The sequence below is a fragment of the Kitasatospora sp. NPDC053308 genome, assembly GCF_055585785.1.
Window position 1 is genome coordinate 16,897 of record NZ_JBVJJY010000024.1, and the last position, 16,566, is coordinate 33,462.

13 protein-coding genes are annotated in these 16,566 nt (G+C 73.0%); 9 read left to right on the forward strand and 4 right to left on the reverse strand.

Annotation, left to right across the window (positions count from 1 at the left end):
- Nucleotides 1–111: 111 nt before the first annotated feature.
- Nucleotides 112–942 carry a carbohydrate-binding protein gene (locus tag ACZ6Y7_RS33605; protein WP_465761732.1) on the forward strand — a complete coding sequence of 277 codons (831 nt, stop codon included), beginning with the start codon at nt 112–114 and terminating at the stop codon, nt 940–942.
- Nucleotides 943–1,160: 218 nt separating this feature from the next.
- Nucleotides 1,161–2,390: a cysteine--1-D-myo-inosityl 2-amino-2-deoxy-alpha-D-glucopyranoside ligase gene (mshC, locus tag ACZ6Y7_RS33610; protein WP_465761733.1), complete on the forward strand. Its 1,230-nt coding sequence runs from the start codon at nt 1,161–1,163 to the stop codon at nt 2,388–2,390.
- Nucleotides 2,391–2,471: 81 nt separating this feature from the next.
- Here the strand turns inward: mshC and ACZ6Y7_RS33615 are convergent, their stop codons facing one another.
- Nucleotides 2,472–3,425 carry a PAC2 family protein gene (locus ACZ6Y7_RS33615; RefSeq protein WP_465761734.1) on the reverse strand — a complete coding sequence of 318 codons (954 nt, stop codon included), beginning with the start codon at nt 3,423–3,425 and terminating at the stop codon, nt 2,472–2,474.
- Between the two features lie 356 nt (nt 3,426–3,781).
- Between ACZ6Y7_RS33615 and ACZ6Y7_RS33620 the strand changes: the two genes are divergently transcribed.
- Nucleotides 3,782–4,303, forward strand: a complete 522-nt coding sequence (locus ACZ6Y7_RS33620) for an SRPBCC family protein (RefSeq protein WP_465761735.1) — start codon at nt 3,782–3,784, stop codon at nt 4,301–4,303.
- A gap of 27 nt (nt 4,304–4,330) precedes the next feature.
- Here ACZ6Y7_RS33620 and ACZ6Y7_RS33625 read toward each other — a convergent pair whose 3' ends face one another.
- Nucleotides 4,331–5,425 (reverse strand): glycoside hydrolase family 18 protein, encoded by a 1,095-nt coding sequence (locus ACZ6Y7_RS33625; protein ID WP_465761736.1) that lies wholly within the window; start codon nt 5,423–5,425, stop codon nt 4,331–4,333.
- Nucleotides 5,426–5,569: 144 nt separating this feature from the next.
- On the opposite strand from ACZ6Y7_RS33625, the gene metH reads away from it, so the two are divergent.
- The 3 genes from metH (at nt 5,570) to ACZ6Y7_RS33640 (ending at nt 11,766) form a co-directional block, all read left to right on the forward strand.
- Nucleotides 5,570–9,082: a methionine synthase gene (gene metH / locus ACZ6Y7_RS33630; protein WP_465761737.1), complete on the forward strand. Its 3,513-nt coding sequence runs from the start codon at nt 5,570–5,572 to the stop codon at nt 9,080–9,082.
- Nucleotides 9,083–9,221: 139 nt separating this feature from the next.
- The gene (locus tag ACZ6Y7_RS33635) at nt 9,222–9,926 is read left to right on the forward strand and encodes an HAD family hydrolase (protein ID WP_465761738.1); all 705 of its coding nucleotides are present in this window, start codon (nt 9,222–9,224) and stop codon (nt 9,924–9,926) included.
- A 244-nt stretch (nt 9,927–10,170) separates the two neighbouring features.
- Nucleotides 10,171–11,766, forward strand: a complete 1,596-nt coding sequence (locus ACZ6Y7_RS33640; protein ID WP_465761739.1) for an ABC transporter substrate-binding protein — start codon at nt 10,171–10,173, stop codon at nt 11,764–11,766.
- A gap of 76 nt (nt 11,767–11,842) precedes the next feature.
- Here the strand turns inward: ACZ6Y7_RS33640 and ACZ6Y7_RS33645 are convergent, their stop codons facing one another.
- On the reverse strand, nt 11,843–12,514 hold the full coding sequence (locus ACZ6Y7_RS33645; protein ID WP_360261643.1) for a response regulator transcription factor: 672 nt from the start codon (nt 12,512–12,514) through the stop codon (nt 11,843–11,845).
- Nucleotides 12,514–13,422, reverse strand: a complete 909-nt coding sequence (locus tag ACZ6Y7_RS33650; protein WP_465761740.1) for a RecB family exonuclease — start codon at nt 13,420–13,422, stop codon at nt 12,514–12,516. Before ACZ6Y7_RS33650 ends, ACZ6Y7_RS33645 begins: the two co-directional genes overlap by 1 nt.
- Nucleotides 13,423–13,578: 156 nt before the next feature.
- On the opposite strand from ACZ6Y7_RS33650, the gene ACZ6Y7_RS33655 reads away from it, so the two are divergent.
- The 3 genes from ACZ6Y7_RS33655 (at nt 13,579) to ACZ6Y7_RS33665 (ending at nt 16,557) form a co-directional block, all read left to right on the forward strand.
- Nucleotides 13,579–14,796, forward strand: coding sequence for a site-2 protease family protein (locus ACZ6Y7_RS33655; protein ID WP_465761807.1), 1,218 nt, complete (start codon nt 13,579–13,581; stop codon nt 14,794–14,796).
- A gap of 71 nt (nt 14,797–14,867) precedes the next feature.
- The gene (locus ACZ6Y7_RS33660) at nt 14,868–15,827 is read left to right on the forward strand and encodes a tRNA (adenine-N1)-methyltransferase (protein WP_465761741.1); all 960 of its coding nucleotides are present in this window, start codon (nt 14,868–14,870) and stop codon (nt 15,825–15,827) included.
- 121 nt (nt 15,828–15,948) lie between these two features.
- On the forward strand, nt 15,949–16,557 hold the full coding sequence (locus ACZ6Y7_RS33665; RefSeq protein WP_465761742.1) for a hypothetical protein: 609 nt from the start codon (nt 15,949–15,951) through the stop codon (nt 16,555–16,557).
- Nucleotides 16,558–16,566: the final 9 nt, after the last annotated feature.

Here is a 16,566-nt window from a genome sequence, read left to right on the forward strand (position 1 = left end):
CACCGGTGGCCGGTCCGGTGCGTACGGGCGGGCGGCCGGTCCGGTCCTTGTCATGCCCCCACCATGGCAAGGGCCGCCCCCACTCCCCGCCTCACGAGAAGGAGACGGCGCATGCCCGAGCCCGACGGCATGATCAGCCGCAAGACCGTCCTGAAGGCCGCCGCCGTGCTCGGGGCCGCTCCGCTGCTGATCGGCGGCGGGGTCGCGCTGGCCCGCGAGCAGGCCGGCACCGGCCGGGCCCCGGACCTCACCCCCGAGTGCCACGACGGGGACGACCCCACGATCGAGCAGACCGAGGGCCCCTACTTCAAGCCCGACTCCCCGCTGCGCAGCTCGATGGTCGACGACGGCCCCGGCACCCGGCTGACCGTCAGCGGCTACGTCTTCGGCCGCGCCTGCCGCCCCGTCTCCGGGGTGCTGCTGGACTTCTGGCAGGCCGACGACAACGGCGCCTACGACAACGTCGGCTACACCTTCCGCGGCCACCAGTTCACCGGCGCGAACGGCGCGTTCCGGCTGGAGACCATCGTGCCCGGGCTCTACCCGGGCCGCACCCGGCACCTCCACGTCAAGCTCCAGGCCCCCGGCCGCCCGGTCGTCACCACGCAGCTGTACTTCCCGGGCGAGCCGCGCAACAGCACCGACGGCATCTACGACGCCCGGCTGCTGATGAACGTCCGGCAGAACGGCCCGGTGCGCGAGGGCAGCTACGACTTCGTGCTGAACGTGCCGCAGACCCCCGGCACGCCCAGCCCGACGCCCACCGCCACCCCCACCGGGACGCCCAGCACGCCGCCGGGCGGCAGCTGGGCCCCCGGCACCTCCTACCGCGCGGGCGACCGCGTCACCTACTCCGGCGTCTCCTACCTCTGCCTCCAGGCGCACACCGCCCTGGCCGGCTGGGAGCCGCCGAACGTGCCGGCCCTCTGGCAGCGGCTGTAGCGGCTCCGGCCGCGTTCCCCGGGGAGCCGGGCGCCCGGTCGGCGGCAGGGCCGGCCGGGCGCTCATCCCCGCCCTGGGCCGGGCGGAAACGGTCGCGGATCGACCGGAGAATCCCGCCATACCAGTCGGGAAGCGGTCGGGCAATGACAGGAACCGAATCCAGTCGATCTTGCGCACTGGTTAGGCTTTCAAATGTTCGCAAGGTTAAAGTTGTTTCCATGCATGCCTGGCCCGCCTCCGAGGTTCCCGCCCTGCCTGGTCAGGGGCTCCCCCTCCGTATCCACGACACCGCAGCGGGTGCGGTCCGAGAGGTCGTGCCGCAGGACGGCACCGCCCGGATCTACGTCTGCGGCATCACCCCCTACGACGCGACCCACATGGGCCACGCCGCCACCTACAACGCGTTCGACCTGGTCCAGCGCGTCTGGAAGGACGCCGGCCACGACGTCCTCTACATCCAGAACGTCACCGACGTGGACGACCCGCTGCTGCAGCGCGCGGTCGAGACCGGCCAGGACTGGACCGCCCTGGCCGAGCGCGAGACCGCGCTGTTCCGCGAGGACATGACCGCGCTGCGGCTGCTCCCGCCGGCGCACTACATCGGCGCCGTCGAGTCGATCCCGTGGATCGTCCCGATCGTCCGGAAGCTGCTGGACTCCGGCGCCGCCTACCGGGTGGACGGCGACATCTACTTCTCGGTCGACGCCGACCCGCACTTCGGCGAGGTCTCCGGCCTCACCCGCGAGGCGATGCGCCCGGTCTTCGCCGAGCGCGGCGGCGATCCGGACCGCCCCGGCAAGCGCAACCCCCTGGACGCCCTGCTCTGGCTGGCCGCCCGCCCCGGCGAGCCCGCCTGGGACACCGAGCTCGGCCACGGCCGCCCCGGCTGGCACATCGAGTGCGTCGCCATCGCGCTGCAGTACCTCGGCATGTCCTTCGACATCCAGGGCGGCGGCAGCGACCTCTCCTTCCCGCACCACGAGATGGGCGCCGCGCACGCCCAGGCCGCCACCGGCACCCACCCGTACGCGAAGGCGTACGTGCACGCCGGCATGGTCGCCCTGGACGGTCACAAGATGTCCAAGTCGCGCGGCAACCTGGTATTCGTCTCGGCGCTGCGTCGTGAGGGCGTCGACCCGGCGGCGATCCGCCTGGCGCTGCTCTCGCACCACTACCGCGCGGATTGGGAGTGGACCAAGGACGTCCTGGACGAGGCCGTCGAGCGCCTTGCCCGCTGGCGCGCCGCGGTCTCCCGCCCGGACGGCCCGCCGGCCGAGCAGCTGCTCGCCGAGGTCCGCACCGCGCTCGCGAACGACCTGGACGCGCCCTCCGCGCTGGCCGCGGTCGACCGCTGGGCGCAGCGGCAGGAGGCCGAGGGCGGTACCGACACCGGCGCGCCCGGTCTGGTGAGCCGCACGGTGGACGCCCTGCTGGGCGTCGCCCTGTAGGGCCCGGGAGCCGAGAACGCCGGAGGGGGCGTCAGGACCGTCGTCCTGACGCCCCCTCCGGCGTCCTGCCGCCGAGGAGGACTACTCCTCCTCGGCGCCGTCCTGGCTCTCCCGGCTGCCGCCCGGCGGCTCCGGCTCGGCCGGCCGCTCCGCCGTGGCGTGCCCGGACACCGGCTTCTCGCCCGTCGGCCCGACGTTCTCCCGGCGGCGCAGGTAGCGCTCGAACTCGCGGGCGATGGCGTCCCCGGAGGCCTCCGGCAGCTCCGCGGTGTCCTGCGCCTCCTCCAACTGCTGGACGTACTCGGCGACCTCGCTGTCCTCGGCGGCCAGCTGGTCCACGCCGAGCTGCCAGGCCCGGGCGTCCTCGCCGAGCTCGCCCGGTGGGATGCGCAGGTCCAGCAGGTCCTCCAGCTTGTTGACCAGGGCCAGCGTGGCCTTCGGGTTCGGCGGCTGCGAGACGTAGTGCGGCACCGCCGCCCAGAGCGTCACGGCCGGGACCCCGGCGTGCGTGCAGGCCTCCTGGAGCACGCCGACGATGCCGGTCGGGCCCTCGTAGCGGCTCTCCTCCAGGTCCAGCCGACGGGCCAGCTCGGGGTCGGAGGTGACGCCGCTGACGGGCACCGGTCGGCTGTGCGGGGTGTCGCCGAGCAGCGCGCCCAGGATCACCACCAGTTCGATGCCCAGCTCGTGCGCGAAGCCCAGCAGCTCGTTGCAGAACGAGCGCCAGCGCATGCTCGGCTCGATGCCGCGGACCAGCACGACGTCCCTGGTCGTCGGCTCCGTCACCCGGATCACCGAGAGCCGGGTGGTCGGCCAGGTGATCCGGCGGATCCCGCCGTCCAGCCAGACCGTGGGACGGTTGACCTGGAAGTCGTAGTAGTCCTCCGCGTCCAGGGCGGCGAACACCTTGCCGCCCCAGGTCTCGTCCAGATGCGCCAGGGCCGCCGAGGCGGCGTCGCCGGCGTCGTTCCAGCCCTCGAAGGCGCAGACCATCACCGGGTCGATCAACTCGGGAACATCTTCCAGCTCGATCACCCAGCGTCTCCCTCCGGTCGGCGGCTGCACCGGTGCCGCCCCGGCTGGTTTGCCGGGGCGCCGACGGGCCGGCTGCCGACTGTCGAACCTCTCGTCTCCCATGGAACGCCTCGCCCCATGGTCCCTACCTGCCCAGCCTACGGGCTTTGATGCGCTCCGCGGCCTGGCACCGGGACAGTCTGGGGGAGCCGGCCGCCCCGATCCAGCGGATATCGCGCCCCGGCCGGCTGACGTCCCGTCAGGACGCCGGGCGGGCGCGGGCCGCGTCCGCCCGGTGGCGCAGCGCGACAGGCGTGCCGCCCCGGCCCGGCGGCGCGATGATGAACGGGCGGGGGCCGGGTGGAAGGGGCCGAGCGATGAACCGACGGCTGTGGGCCGGCGCCTGCGCGGGCGTGGCCGCCCTGGCCGGTGCCGCCGTGCTGGCGGCGGACCGGGCCGGGCGCCGGCTACCGGTGGAGCACGTCACCGAGGGCGGCCTGGACCTCGCCCAGTCGCCCGGCGCGGTCTGGGACGTGCTGACCGACATCGACCTCTACCCGGCCTGGCGCCCGGGCCTCACCCGGGTCGAGCGGCTGCCCGCCGCGGCCGGCGGCCGGGTGCGCTGGCGCGAGTACGACCGGCACGGGCACACCACGTTCGAGGTGGTGGCCAGCGAGGCCCCGCACCGGCTGGTCACCGGCATCGCCGACCCGGACCTGCCGTACGGCGGCACCTGGACGTACGTGCTCACCCCCGCCGGGCCGGGCTGCTCGCTGACCGTCACCGAGCGCGGCGAGGTCCGCCGGCCGCTGTACCGGGCCGTCTCGCACTACGTCACCGGCGAGGACGCGACCGTGCACCGCTACCTGGGCGCGCTGGCCCACCGGATGGCCGCCTGACCGGCGGGCCGGGCCCCGATGAGGGGGCTACGTCACGTCCACCCAGCCCCGTCGGTAGGACGCCCAGTTCTCGGGTGTGGCGGCGAAGTCGACGTACAGGGCGACGCCGAAGCGGGGCCGCCGAAGGTCCTCGCGGCCCAGGCCGAGCCGGACGCCGCGGACGGCCGCGTCGACGGTCTCCGCGCGGCCCCAGTGGCCCCACTTGTCGTCCCAGTAGAACGGCAGGCCGATCAACAGGTCCACGTCGGCCGGGGTGGCCCGCAGGGCGAGCTCGGTCTGCTGGGCGACGTAGCCGCCGTACAGCGGCTCGGTCGGCATCGAGGTGTCGTAGGTCATCACGGCGATCTGGTCGACCCGGCGGGCGGTGGCGGCGAAGTACGCCTGGTCCCACCACTTGCCGTGGTCGGTGAGCAGGATGCCGGCCGTGTGCAGGCCCGGGACGGGGTCGATCTGCGGGGCCGCCACCGAGAGCACGGCGCCGCGCGCCGCTGTGACCGGGCGGACCCGGTCGAGCAGGTCCAGCCAGCCGGGCGAACCGGGGCGGATCGGCTCCAGGTCGAAGTGCACCCCGTCGAAGCCCAGGTCGAGGACCTGCCGGGCGGAGCCGGTGACCCGGTCCCGGGTGGGGGCGTCCTCCAGGTCCAGGGCGTCCTTCTCCGGTCTGACCTCGTCGCCCAGCCAGGCCTGCACCCGTACGCCCGGCAGCGCCCGGTGCGCGGCGTCGGTGAACCAGCGGGCCCGCGGGTGGACGGCGGGCGGCAGCGAGCCGTCGTGCTCCAGCGGGCCGGTGTGCACGTACAGGTCGCGGATGCCGGTGCCGGCGAGCTGCCGGACGAGGGCGTCGAGGTCGGCCTCGGTCTTGCGGCCGTCCACCCAGGCGTGGCCGAGCCAGACCGCGTCCCGGCCCCGGGTGCGGGCCTCGGGGGCGGGCTCACCCGAGTAGTGCAGTCGGATCGAGACGAACAGCGAGCCCAGCGCGGCGACCGGCACGGCCGTCACCAGGGCCAGCACCAGCAGGGCCCGCCGCCGCCGGGACCACCGGCGCCAGCGGTCACGCAGCGCCCGGAGCGGGGCCGTCAGGGCCGTGCCGGTCTGCCGTCCGAAGCCCCGGAACCGAGTCACGCAACTTGCTCCCCCCTTGCGGTCGAGCGCTCAGGATACGAAACGGGTCCGCAAGCCGACCCGTCGGCCGGATACGCTGGCCACGTGCGTGCCCGACCAAGCGGGCGTGCAAAGCCGACAGCCGTCGCACCAGGGAGAAGCCCCATGGCCACTGCAGCCGACCCGTCCATCACTCAGCAGAGCCGCGCGAACGCCCTGCGTGAAGCGCTCGCCACCCGGGTGGTGGTCGCCGATGGTGCGATGGGCACCATGCTCCAGGCGCAGGACCCGACGCTGGAGGACTTCCAGAACCTCGAGGGCTGCAACGAGGTCCTCAACATCACCCGGCCCGACATCGTCCGCTCCGTCCACGAGGCCTACTTCGGCGTGGGCGTGGACTGCGTGGAGACCAACACCTTCGGCGCCAACTTCGCGGCGCTCGGTGAGTACGAGATCTCCGACCGGATCTTCGAGCTGTCCGAGGCCGGTGCCCGGATCGCCCGCGAGTGCGCCGACGCCCACAGCGCCGCCGACGGCCGCACCCGCTGGGTGCTCGGCTCGATCGGCCCCGGCACCAAGCTGCCGACCCTCGGCCACGCCCCGTACGCGACGCTGCGCGACGGCTTCCAGCAGAACGCGGCCGGTCTGATCGCCGGCGGCGCCGACGCGCTGCTGGTGGAGACCAGCCAGGACCTGCTGCAGACCAAGGCCGCCATCCTCGGCTCCAAGCGCGCCCTGGCCGAGGCCGGGCTGGACCTGCCGGTGCTGGTGCAGGTCACGGTGGAGACCACCGGCACCATGCTGCTCGGCTCCGAGATCGGCGCCGCGCTCACCGCGCTGGAGCCGCTCGGCGTCGACTTCATCGGCCTCAACTGCGCCACCGGCCCGGCCGAGATGAGCGAGCACCTGCGCTACCTGGCCAAGAACGCCCGGATCGGGCTGTCCTGCATGCCCAACGCGGGCCTGCCGGTGCTCGGCAAGGACGGCGCCCACTACCCGCTCAGCCCGGCCGAACTGGCCGAGGCGCACGACGTGTTCACCCGCGAGTACGGCCTCTCGCTGGTCGGCGGCTGCTGCGGCACCACGCCCGAGCACCTGCGCGCCGTGGTGGAGCGGGTCCAGGGCCGGGAGCTCGCCGCGCGCCGGCCGCAGCCCGAGCCCTCCGCCGCCTCGCTGTACCAGTCGGTGCCGTTCCGTCAGGACACCTCCTACCTGGCGATCGGCGAGCGCACCAACGCCAACGGCTCGAAGAAGTTCCGCGAGTCGATGCTGGCCGGCGACTGGCAGGCCTGCGTGGAGATCGCCCGCGACCAGATCCGGGACGGCTCGCACCTGCTGGACCTCTGCGTGGACTACGTCGGCCGCGACGGCGTCGCCGACATGAAGGAGATCGCCGGCCGGCTCGCCACCGCCTCCACCCTGCCGATCGTGCTGGACTCCACCGAGCCGGACGTGCTGCGGGCCGGTCTGGAGGCGCTCGGCGGCCGCGCGGTGCTCAACTCGGTCAACTACGAGGACGGCAACGCCCCCGACTCGCGCTTCGCCCGGATCGCCTCGCTGGCCCGCGAGCACGGGGCCGGCCTGATCGCGCTGACCATCGACGAGCAGGGCCAGGCCCGCACCGCCGACACCAAGGTGGCGATCGCCGAGCGGCTGATCGCCGAGCTCACCGCCGACTACGGCATCGACGAGGGCTCGATCCTGGTCGACTGCCTCACCTTCACGCTGGCCACCGGCCAGGAGGAGTCCCGCAGGGACGGCATCGAGACCATCGAGGCGATCCGCGAGCTCAAGCGCCGGCACCCGAAGGTGCAGACCACGCTCGGCCTGTCCAACATCTCCTTCGGCCTCAACCCGGCCGCCCGCGTGGTGCTCAACTCGGTCTTCCTGCACGAGTGCGTGGAGGCCGGTCTGGACTCGGCGATCGTCCACGCCTCCAAGATCCTGCCGATCTCCCGGATCCCCGAGGACCAGCGCGAGGCCGCCCTCGACCTGGTCTACGACCGCCGCCGGGACGGCTACGACCCGCTGCAGCGCCTGCTGGAGCTGTTCGAGGGCGTCTCCTCGGCCTCGGTCAAGGCCTCCAAGGCGGAGGAGCTGGCCGCGCTCCCGCTGGAGGAGCGGCTGCAGCGGCGGATCATCGACGGCGAGCGGGCCGGCCTGGAGGCCGACCTGGACGAGGCGCTGACCGAGCGCCCCGCGTTGGAGATCATCAACGACACCCTGCTGGCCGGCATGAAGGTGGTCGGCGAGCTCTTCGGCTCCGGCCAGATGCAGCTGCCGTTCGTGCTCCAGTCCGCCGAGGTGATGAAGACCGCGGTGGCCCACCTGGAGCCGCACATGGAGAAGTCCGACAGCGAGGGCAAGGGCACCATCGTGCTCGCCACCGTCAAGGGCGACGTCCACGACATCGGCAAGAACCTGGTCGACATCATCCTGTCCAACAACGGCTACCACGTGGTCAACCTGGGCATCAAGCAGCCGGTCTCGGCCATCCTGGACGCCGCGCAGGAGCACAAGGCGGACGTGATCGGGATGTCCGGCCTGCTGGTGAAGTCGACCGTGATCATGAAGGAGAACCTGGAGGAGCTCAACCAGCGCAAGCTGGCCTCCAGCTACCCGGTGATCCTCGGCGGCGCCGCCCTCACCCGGGCCTACGTCGAGCAGGACCTGCACGAGATCTACGAGGGCGAGGTCCGCTACGCCAGGGACGCCTTCGAGGGCCTGCGGCTGATGGACGCGCTGATCGCGGTCAAGCGCGGCGTGCCCGGTGCGACCCTGCCGGAGCTCAAGCAGCGCCGGCACGCCCGGGTCGAGGTGGAGGAGCCGGAGCCGGAGGTCAACCTCGGCCAGATCCGCTCCGACGTCGCCGTCGACAACACCGTGCCCACCCCGCCGTTCTGGGGCGACCGGATCGTCAAGGGCATCCCGTTCGCCGACTACGCCTCCTGGCTGGACGAGGACGCCCTGTTCAAGGGCCAGTGGGGCCTGAAGGCCGCCCGCAGCGGCGAGGGCCCGTCGTACGAGGAGCTGGTGGAGACCGAGGGCCGGCCGCGGCTGCGGGCCTGGCTGGACCGGCTGCAGACCGAGGGCTGGCTGGAGGCGGCCGTGGTCTACGGCTACTACCCGGCCAACTCCAAGGGCGACGACCTGATCGTCTTCCACGAGGACGGCACCGAGCGCACCCGCTTCACCTTCCCGCGCCAGCGCCGCGGCCGCCGGCTCTGCCTGGCCGACTTCTTCCGCCCGGAGGAGTCCGGCGTGCGGGACGTGGTCGGCCTGCAGGTGGTCACCATGGGCAACCGGATCTCGGAGGCGGCCAACGAGCTGTTCGCCGGGAACTCGTACCGCGACTACCTGGAGCTGCACGGCCTCTCGGTGCAGCTGGCCGAGGCGCTGGCCGAGTTCTGGCACGCCCGGGTCCGCTACGAGCTGGGCTTCTCCGGCGAGGACCCGCAGGACGTCAAGGACATGTTCGCGCTCAAGTACCGGGGCGCCCGCTTCTCGCTCGGCTACGGCGCCTGCCCCGAGCTGGAGGACCGCGCCAAGATCGCCGAGCTGCTGAAGCCCGAGCGGATCGGCGTGGTGCTCTCCGAGGAGTTCCAGCTGCACCCCGAGCAGTCCACCGACGCGATCGTGATCCACCACCCGGAGGCGAAGTACTTCAACGCGCGGTAACCCGTACGTCCTTCTCCGTTCGCTCTTTCCGGACGAAGCGGGCGTATCCTTGATGATCCTGAACGGGCCGGTCCGCTGACCAGCGGGCCGGCCCGTGCCATCCCCGGGCGCGCCCGGGGCCTGTCGAAGGGAACCCGCCATGACCACCAGCCCCACCGCCACCCGCGTCCTCGACCACGGCGACGACCGCGGCCTGCAGGCGGTGCTGCTGGACATGGACGGCACGCTGGTGGACACCGAGGACTTCTGGTGGCAGGCCGAGGTCTCGCTCTTCGCCGAGCTGGGGCACCGGCTGGACGAGGCGGACCGGGCGCACGTGGTCGGCGGACCGATGACCAGGGTGATGGACTACCTGGTCGCCCGGACCGGCGCGGACATCGCCCCGGCCGACCTGGGCGTGCTGGTCAACCAGCGCTTCGTGGACCTGCTGGCCGACGGCGTGCCGCTGATGCCGGGCGCCGAGCGGCTGCTCAACACCCTTGCCGCGCACGGGATCCCGGCCGCGATGGTGTCCGCCTCGCACCGGCACGTGATCGACATCGTGCTGCGCTCGCTGGGCGCCCACCGCTTCGCCTTCACCATCGGCGGGGACGAGGTGGCGCGCACCAAGCCGTTCCCGGACCCGTACCTGGAGGCGGCCCGCCGGCTGGGCGCGGAGCCGGCCCGCTGCGTGGTGGTCGAGGACACCCCGACCGGCGTGCGCGCGGGCGAGGCGGCCGGCTGTCCGGTGGTCGCGGTGCCCTCGGTGGCGCCGATCGAGCCGGCTCCGGGGCGTCTGGTGGTGCCCTCGCTGGAACAGGTCGACCTCGACCTGCTGCGTTCGCTGGTGGCCTCGCGGGTCTGAGGCAGGGCCCTCGCGAGTGTGATTGTCATCTCATTGCCGACCGGCCTTACCCGCCGGTAGGGAGTCCGGCGGGGCTCCCACCCGGGAGGTTCGGGGGAGAAAACGGGCATTGGCTGACATCTCGTCGGGCGTGCCGTGATGCCCTGCTCCGCCGTTTCCCAAACGTCATCTGCGCGGGTATCGGTCGTGCGTGTTCGATATGGCACGCTACTCGGGTTTCGTGCCACCGATAAGGACGCGCCCCGTGAAGACTTCAGCTGAACGCCTCGCAGTACTCGGCTGTGCCGGTCTGGTCGCCGTGACGGTGGCCGGCTGCGGATCGGTGACCGACGCCGTGAAGGGGGACAGCGGCAAGTCGATCACCATGGGCACCGCCCAGCTGAGTGGCGTGCTGGACCCGGCGGTCTCCTACGACTCCGGCTCCTGGCTGGTCCTGCGCAACACCTTCCAGTCGCTGCTGGCCTTCCCGGCCGCGGCCAGCACGCCCGCCCCGGACGCCGCGCAGTCCTGCGAGTTCACCGGCGGCGACGCCACCGAGTACCACTGCACCCTGCGGCCCGGGCTGAAGTTCTCGAACGGTCACCCGCTGACCGCCGCGGACGTGGTCTTCTCGATCGAGCGGGTCAAGAAGATCAACGACCCGGGCGGCCCGGTCTCCCTGCTCTCCTCGATCAAGTCGGTCGAGGCCAAGGGCGACACCGAGGTGCTCTTCCACCTGGACACGCCCGACGCCACCCTGCCGGCCAAGCTGGCCAGCCCGGCCGGCGCCATCGTGGACCACCAGGTCTTCCCGGCGGACAAGGCGCTCGCCAACGACAAGGTGATCGGCTCCGGCCCGTACCGCGTCGACTCGGTCGAGATGGCCGGCAAGCAGCTCGGCAAGGTCGTGCTGCTTCCCAACGACAAGTTCACCGGCGACGCCAAGCTGCGGAACAACAAGTTCACCGTGCGGTACTTCGACAAGCCCGAGGACCTGAAGGCCGCGCTGGACAAGGGCGACGTCGACCTCACCGACAACAGCCTGGAGCCGAACACCGCCGCCCAGATCCGCTCCGACCAGCAGGGCGGCAAGGCCGACCTGCAGGTGACCGAGGGCGACAGCAACGACACCCGCTCGCTGGTCTTCAACACCAAGGACCCGGTCGGCGGCAACCTCGCCGTCCGCCAGGCCGCCGCACAGCTGGTGGACCGCAAGGCGCTCGCCCGCGACGTCTTCGCCCGGACCGTCCAGCCGCTCTACGCGATGGTCCCGGCCGGCGTCACCGGCCACACCACCGCCTTCTTCGACCGCTACGGCGACCAGGACGTGGCCAAGGCCAAGAAGATCCTCGCCGACGCCAAGGTCCAGACGCCGGTCAAGCTCAACCTCACCTGGTCCCGTTCGCGGGCCGGCAGCAACGAGGCCGACACCCTCAAGAAGCAGCTGGAGGCCGGCGGCCTCTTCCAGGTCACCGTCCAGCAGGAGGTGGACTGGGAGGCCTACAAGAAGGGCTGGGCCGACGGCAAGTACCAGGCGTACGTGATCGGCTGGTTCGCCGACTACCCCGACCCGGACAACTACATCGCCCCGCTCCTGGTCAACGGCGGTGCCTACCACCACGGTTGGGACGACCCGCGGATCAGCGGCAAGCTGGTCCCGGACGCGCTCAAGCAGGCCGACCGCAGCGCGGCCGCGGCCGGCTACGGCCAGATCCAGCAGATCGAGGCGGAGAACGCGCCGCTGATCCCGCTGTACCAGAACAAGGCCTTCTACGCGTTCCGTTCGTACATCACCGGGGTCGAGTCCACCGTCGACACCACCGGCGTCTTCCGGTTCTGGGAGATCGGCCGCACCAAGTAGCGGACGCAGCACGGCGGCCCGTCCGCCCCCTCACCGGGGGAGCGGACGGGCCGCCGTCACGTTCCCGCCGGGCCGCCTACAGCGTGCCCGGGCGCACCAGGCCGCTCTCGTACGCGTACACCGCCGCCTGCACCCGGTCGCGCAGCTGCAGCTTCGTCAGCACATGGCCGACGTGGGTCTTCACCGTGGTCTCGCTGACGAACAGCTCGGCCGCGATCTCCGCGTTCGACAGCCCGCGCGCCACCAGCTTGAGCACCTCCAGCTCACGGTCGGTCAGCGCGCTCAGCGCCTGCGGCGGCGCCTCGTCGCCCGAGGGCAGCTTGGTGGCGTACATGTCCAGCAGCCGGCGGGTGATGCTCGGCGCCAGCATCGCCGCGCCGTCCGCGACCACCCGGATCGCCTGCACCAGCTCCTCGGCCGGGACGTCCTTCAGCAGGAAGCCGCTGGCGCCCGCGCGCAGCGCCTCCACCACGTACTCGTCCAGGTCGAAGGTGGTCAGCACCAGCACCTTGGCCGGACCGTCCCGCCCCGGGCCGGCGATCCGGCGGGTCGCCTCGACGCCGTCCATCCGCGGCATCCGGATGTCCATCAGCACCACGTCGGGCTGCAGCGCCCGCACCTGGTCCAGCGCCTGCTGACCGTCGCCGGCCTCACCGACCACCACCAGGTCGGACTCGGCCTCCAGGATCATCCGGAAACCGGTGCGCAGCAGCGGCTGGTCGTCGACCAGCAGCACTCGGATCGTCACTAGGACTCCTTGCTCATCGGATCCCCCGTGGGATCGTCTTCATCAGACGTACGGGCCAGCGGCAGCGGGTACGGCGGTGGCGTGCCGCCGAACTCCGGGCAGCTGGCCCGGTGGTCGCACCAGTCGCAGAGCCGGTTGCGGGTGGCCGGGAAGTCCCCGGTGGCCACCGCGTGGGTGATCCGCTCCCAGAGCGCCTGCAGCTTGCGCTCCACCGCGAGCAGGTCGGCCTCGTCCGGGTCGTAGCTGACCACGTCCCCGCCGCCGCCGAGGTAGACCAGCTGGAGGCGCTTGGGGATCACGCCCTTCCAGCGCCACACCACCAGTGCGTAGAACTTCATCTGGAACATCGCCTTGCCCTCGAAGTCCCGCGAGGGCGCCCGGCCGGTCTTGTAGTCCACCAGCCGGACCTCGCCGGTCGGGGCGACGTCGACCCGGTCGATGTAGCCGCGCAGCAGCAGCCCCGACTCCAGGGCCGTCTCCACGTACAGCTCGCGCTCCACCGGGTGCAGCCGGGTCGGGTCCTCCAGCCGGAACCACTGGCCGACCAGCTTCTCGGCGTCCGCCAGCCAGCGGGTGAGGGCCGCGCCGTCCGGGTCGGCCGGGAACAACGAGCCCAGCTCCGGCCGTTCCCCCAGCAGCCGCTCCCACTGCGGGCGCAGCAGGCCCAGCGCCCGTTCCGGCGTGCGCTCGGCCGCCGGGCTGTCGAACAGCCGCTCCAGCACCGCGTGCACCAGCGTTCCCCGGGTGGCCGCCGCGCTCGGCGGCTCGGGCAGCCGGTCGATCACCCGCAGCCGGTACAGCAGGGGACAGGTGAGGAAGTCCCCCGCGCGGGACGGGGAGAGGCCGGTCGGCGGCGCGGCCGGGCGCTCCGGGGCCTCCGGGGCGGCGGTGGTGTCGGTCTGCTGCATGGCTATGACCCTATTGCCCTTCGCTGTCATCCCGCTGCCACCGTGCTGCCGGGCCCGCGCACAGGGTATGAGTCCAAGAGGGGCGCACGGCGCCGGAGGGCCGCGATCACGTAGCGTGGGCGCACCGGGGGCACGACGGGGGAGACGACCGAAGGGATCACGGTGAGCGACAGCAGGGGGCAGCAGACCTCCGACCAGCCGCCGCGGGACGACCGGGGGCGCCCGGCCGGGCAGCCGTCCGAGCGCCGCGGCGGCCTCCTGATGGGCCGGCCGTTCGGCGTGCCGGTCTACCTCACCCCGTCCTGGTTCGTCATCGCCGCGCTGATCACCTGGGTGTTCGGCGGGCAGCTGGACGACGTGCTGCCCGATCTCGGCGGCGCCCGCTACCTGGTCGCGTTCTCCTTCGCGGTCGCCTTCTACGCCTCCGTCCTGGTCCACGAGCTCGCCCACACCCTGGTCGCGCTGCGCTACGAACTCGGCGTGCGGCGGATCCAGCTGCAGTTCTTCGGCGGCGTCTCCGAGATCGAGAACGAGGCCACCACGCCCTGGCGCGAGTTCTGGCTGGCCTTCGTCGGCCCGCTGCTCTCGCTCGTGCTCGGCGGCCTGTTCTACCTCGGGGTGCGGGCCGTGGACCTCTCCAGCGTGCCCGGGGTGCTGCTCACCGGCCTGATGGTGTCCAACCTGGTCGTCGCCGCCTTCAACCTGCTGCCCGGCCTGCCCCTGGACGGCGGGCGGATGCTGCGCGCCGTCGTCTGGGCGGTCACCGGCAACCCGATGACCGGCACGGTGGCCGCCGCCTGGGTCGGCCGGGCGCTGGCCGTCGTGGTGCTGTTCGGCCTGCCGCTGGCCAGCGCCGCCCGCGGGGTCGAGCGCACCACCACCGACACCCTGGTCGACGCGGTGCTGGCCGCCGTCCTCGCCGCGATCATCTGGAACGGCGCCACCGGCAGCGTGCGCAACGCGCGGCTCAAGGCCGCGCTGCCCGGCCTGCGGCTGCGCGACCTCGCCCGGCGCGCGGTCGAGGTCACCGCCGACACCCCGCTCGGCGAGGCGATGCGCCGCGCCCACGAGGCCCGGGCCGGCGCCGTGGTCGTGGTGGACGGCCGGGGCGAGCCGATCGCCCTCGTCCGCGAGTCCGCCGTCCGGGCCGTACCCGAGCACCGGCGCCCCTGGGTGGCCGTCGGCCCGCTCTCCCGCGACCTCGAACCCGGCCTGCGACTGGACGCCGACCTGGGCGGCGAGGACCTGCTGCGGGCCGTCCAGACCACCCCGGCCGGGGAGTACCTGGTGGTCGAGGCGGACGGGCGGGTGTACGGCGTCGCGGCGCTCAGCGACATCGAGCAGCGCCTGACCGCCGCCGTCTCCGGGCGCTGAGCCCGCCCGCCCGGGGTCCGGATGATCACCGTGGTCGGGCGGGCCGCTCCGCTTCCCTTAGGATTGTCCGCATGTCCGAACCGACCGGTGCCGCCCGCCGACGCGGGCCCTTCCAGGTCGGGGACCAGGTCCAGCTGACCGACCCCAAGGGTCGCCACTACACGTTCACGCTCCAGGCCGGGAACCAGTTCCACACCCACAAGGGTGCGTTCCCCCACGACGAGCTGATCGGCGCCCCCGAAGGCACGGTCGTGCGCACCACGGGGAACGTCCCGTACCTCGCGCTGCGCCCCCTGCTCCCCGACTACGTCCTGTCCATGCCGCGCGGCGCCGCCGTGATCTACCCCAAGGACGCGGGTCAGATCCTGGCGATGGCCGACATCTTCGCGGGTGCCCGCGTGGTCGAGGCCGGCGTCGGCTCGGGCGCGCTCAGCACCTACCTGCTGCGCGCCGTCGGCGAGCAGGGCATGCTGGCCTCCTACGAGCGTCGGCAGGACTTCGCCGACATCGCCAAGGGCAACGTCGAGCGCTACTTCGGCGGGCCGCACCCGGCGTGGAAGCTCACCGTCGGCGACCTCCAGGACAACCTGGTCGAGACCGACGTCGACCGCGTCATCCTCGACATGCTGGCCCCCTGGGAGTGCCTGGACGTCGCCTCCAAGGCGCTCGTCCCCGGCGGCCTGATCTGCTGCTACGTGGCCACCACCACGCAGATGTCGAAGACCGTCGAGGCGCTGCGCGAGCACGGCACCTTCACCGAGCCGCAGGCCTGGGAGACCATGGTCCGCACCTGGCACCTGGAGGGCCTGGCCGTCCGCCCGGACCACCGGATGATCGGCCACACCGGCTTCCTGCTCACCGCCCGCCGCCTGGCGGACGGCGTCGAGCCGCCGCTGCGCCGCCGCCGCCCGGCCAAGGGCGCGTACGGCGAGGACTACGACAGCGGGGCGCCCGAGCCGACCCTGCAGGAGCGCGCCGCGGCCCGCAAGGCCTCGCGCGTCGTCGAGGACGACCAGCCCGACCTGGGCTGAGCCCGGACCCGTCGCCGAGGGGTGGCACGAGCGATCTCGTGCCACCCCTCGGTCCTTCCGTCGACCGGGTGTGGGACGATGCTCGCTCACGCAGCTCCTGGAGCTCTGGAGGGGACGCCTGGTGGAGACCGCGGTCGGGACGAAGGCGACGGCTGGACAGCAGACACCGCGCGGCGGCACCCGGACCGGGCACGCGCGCACCACTCCCTGGCACTGGGCCCTCGCCGTGGCCGGCTGCGCCGCCGTGACGGGCGCCGCCCTCGCCGCCTCCCCGGCGACCGGCACCCCCGTTCCCGCCCACGGCGCCCCCAAGGCCCTCGCCGCGAGCGCGGCCCCCGACCCGGCCCAGGCCCAACTCCCGCTCGACTGCGGCCCGTTCCCGGTCAAGGCGGCGATCAGCGTGCCCGCCGAGCTGGCAGACGGCCGCCCGGGCACGGTGGTCGCCGCGCACTGCGCCACCGAGACCGGCACCCCGCCGGACGCCGTCTTCCTGCTCGGCTTCGGCCCCGGCGGGCGCCCGACGGTGCTGGCCACCCTGCTCCCCGAGCGCGAGAACCTCACCGTGAGCCGGCTCGCGGTGCGTTCGGACGGCGCCATCACCGGCCGCGCGCAGGGGTATTCGAGCGAGGACGTGCCGCGCTTCCGGCCCGACATCTCACTGGAACTCACCTGGACGCACAAGGGCGGCGGCTGGGAACGCTCCCAGGCCGCCCCGGTCAGCCAGACCTGAGGGGCCCGG

Coding starts and splice junctions, on each gene's coding strand:
- ACZ6Y7_RS33605 (WP_465761732.1), top strand. CDS start 112: ATGCCCGAGCCCGACGGCATGATCAGCCGCAAGACCGTCCTGAAGGCC.
- mshC (WP_465761733.1), top strand. CDS start 1,161: ATGCATGCCTGGCCCGCCTCCGAGGTTCCCGCCCTGCCTGGTCAGGGG.
- ACZ6Y7_RS33620 (WP_465761735.1), top strand. CDS start 3,782: ATGAACCGACGGCTGTGGGCCGGCGCCTGCGCGGGCGTGGCCGCCCTG.
- metH (WP_465761737.1), top strand. CDS start 5,570: ATGGCCACTGCAGCCGACCCGTCCATCACTCAGCAGAGCCGCGCGAAC.
- ACZ6Y7_RS33635 (WP_465761738.1), top strand. CDS start 9,222: ATGACCACCAGCCCCACCGCCACCCGCGTCCTCGACCACGGCGACGAC.
- ACZ6Y7_RS33650 (WP_465761740.1), bottom strand. CDS start 13,422: ATGCAGCAGACCGACACCACCGCCGCCCCGGAGGCCCCGGAGCGCCCG.
- ACZ6Y7_RS33660 (WP_465761741.1), top strand. CDS start 14,868: ATGTCCGAACCGACCGGTGCCGCCCGCCGACGCGGGCCCTTCCAGGTC.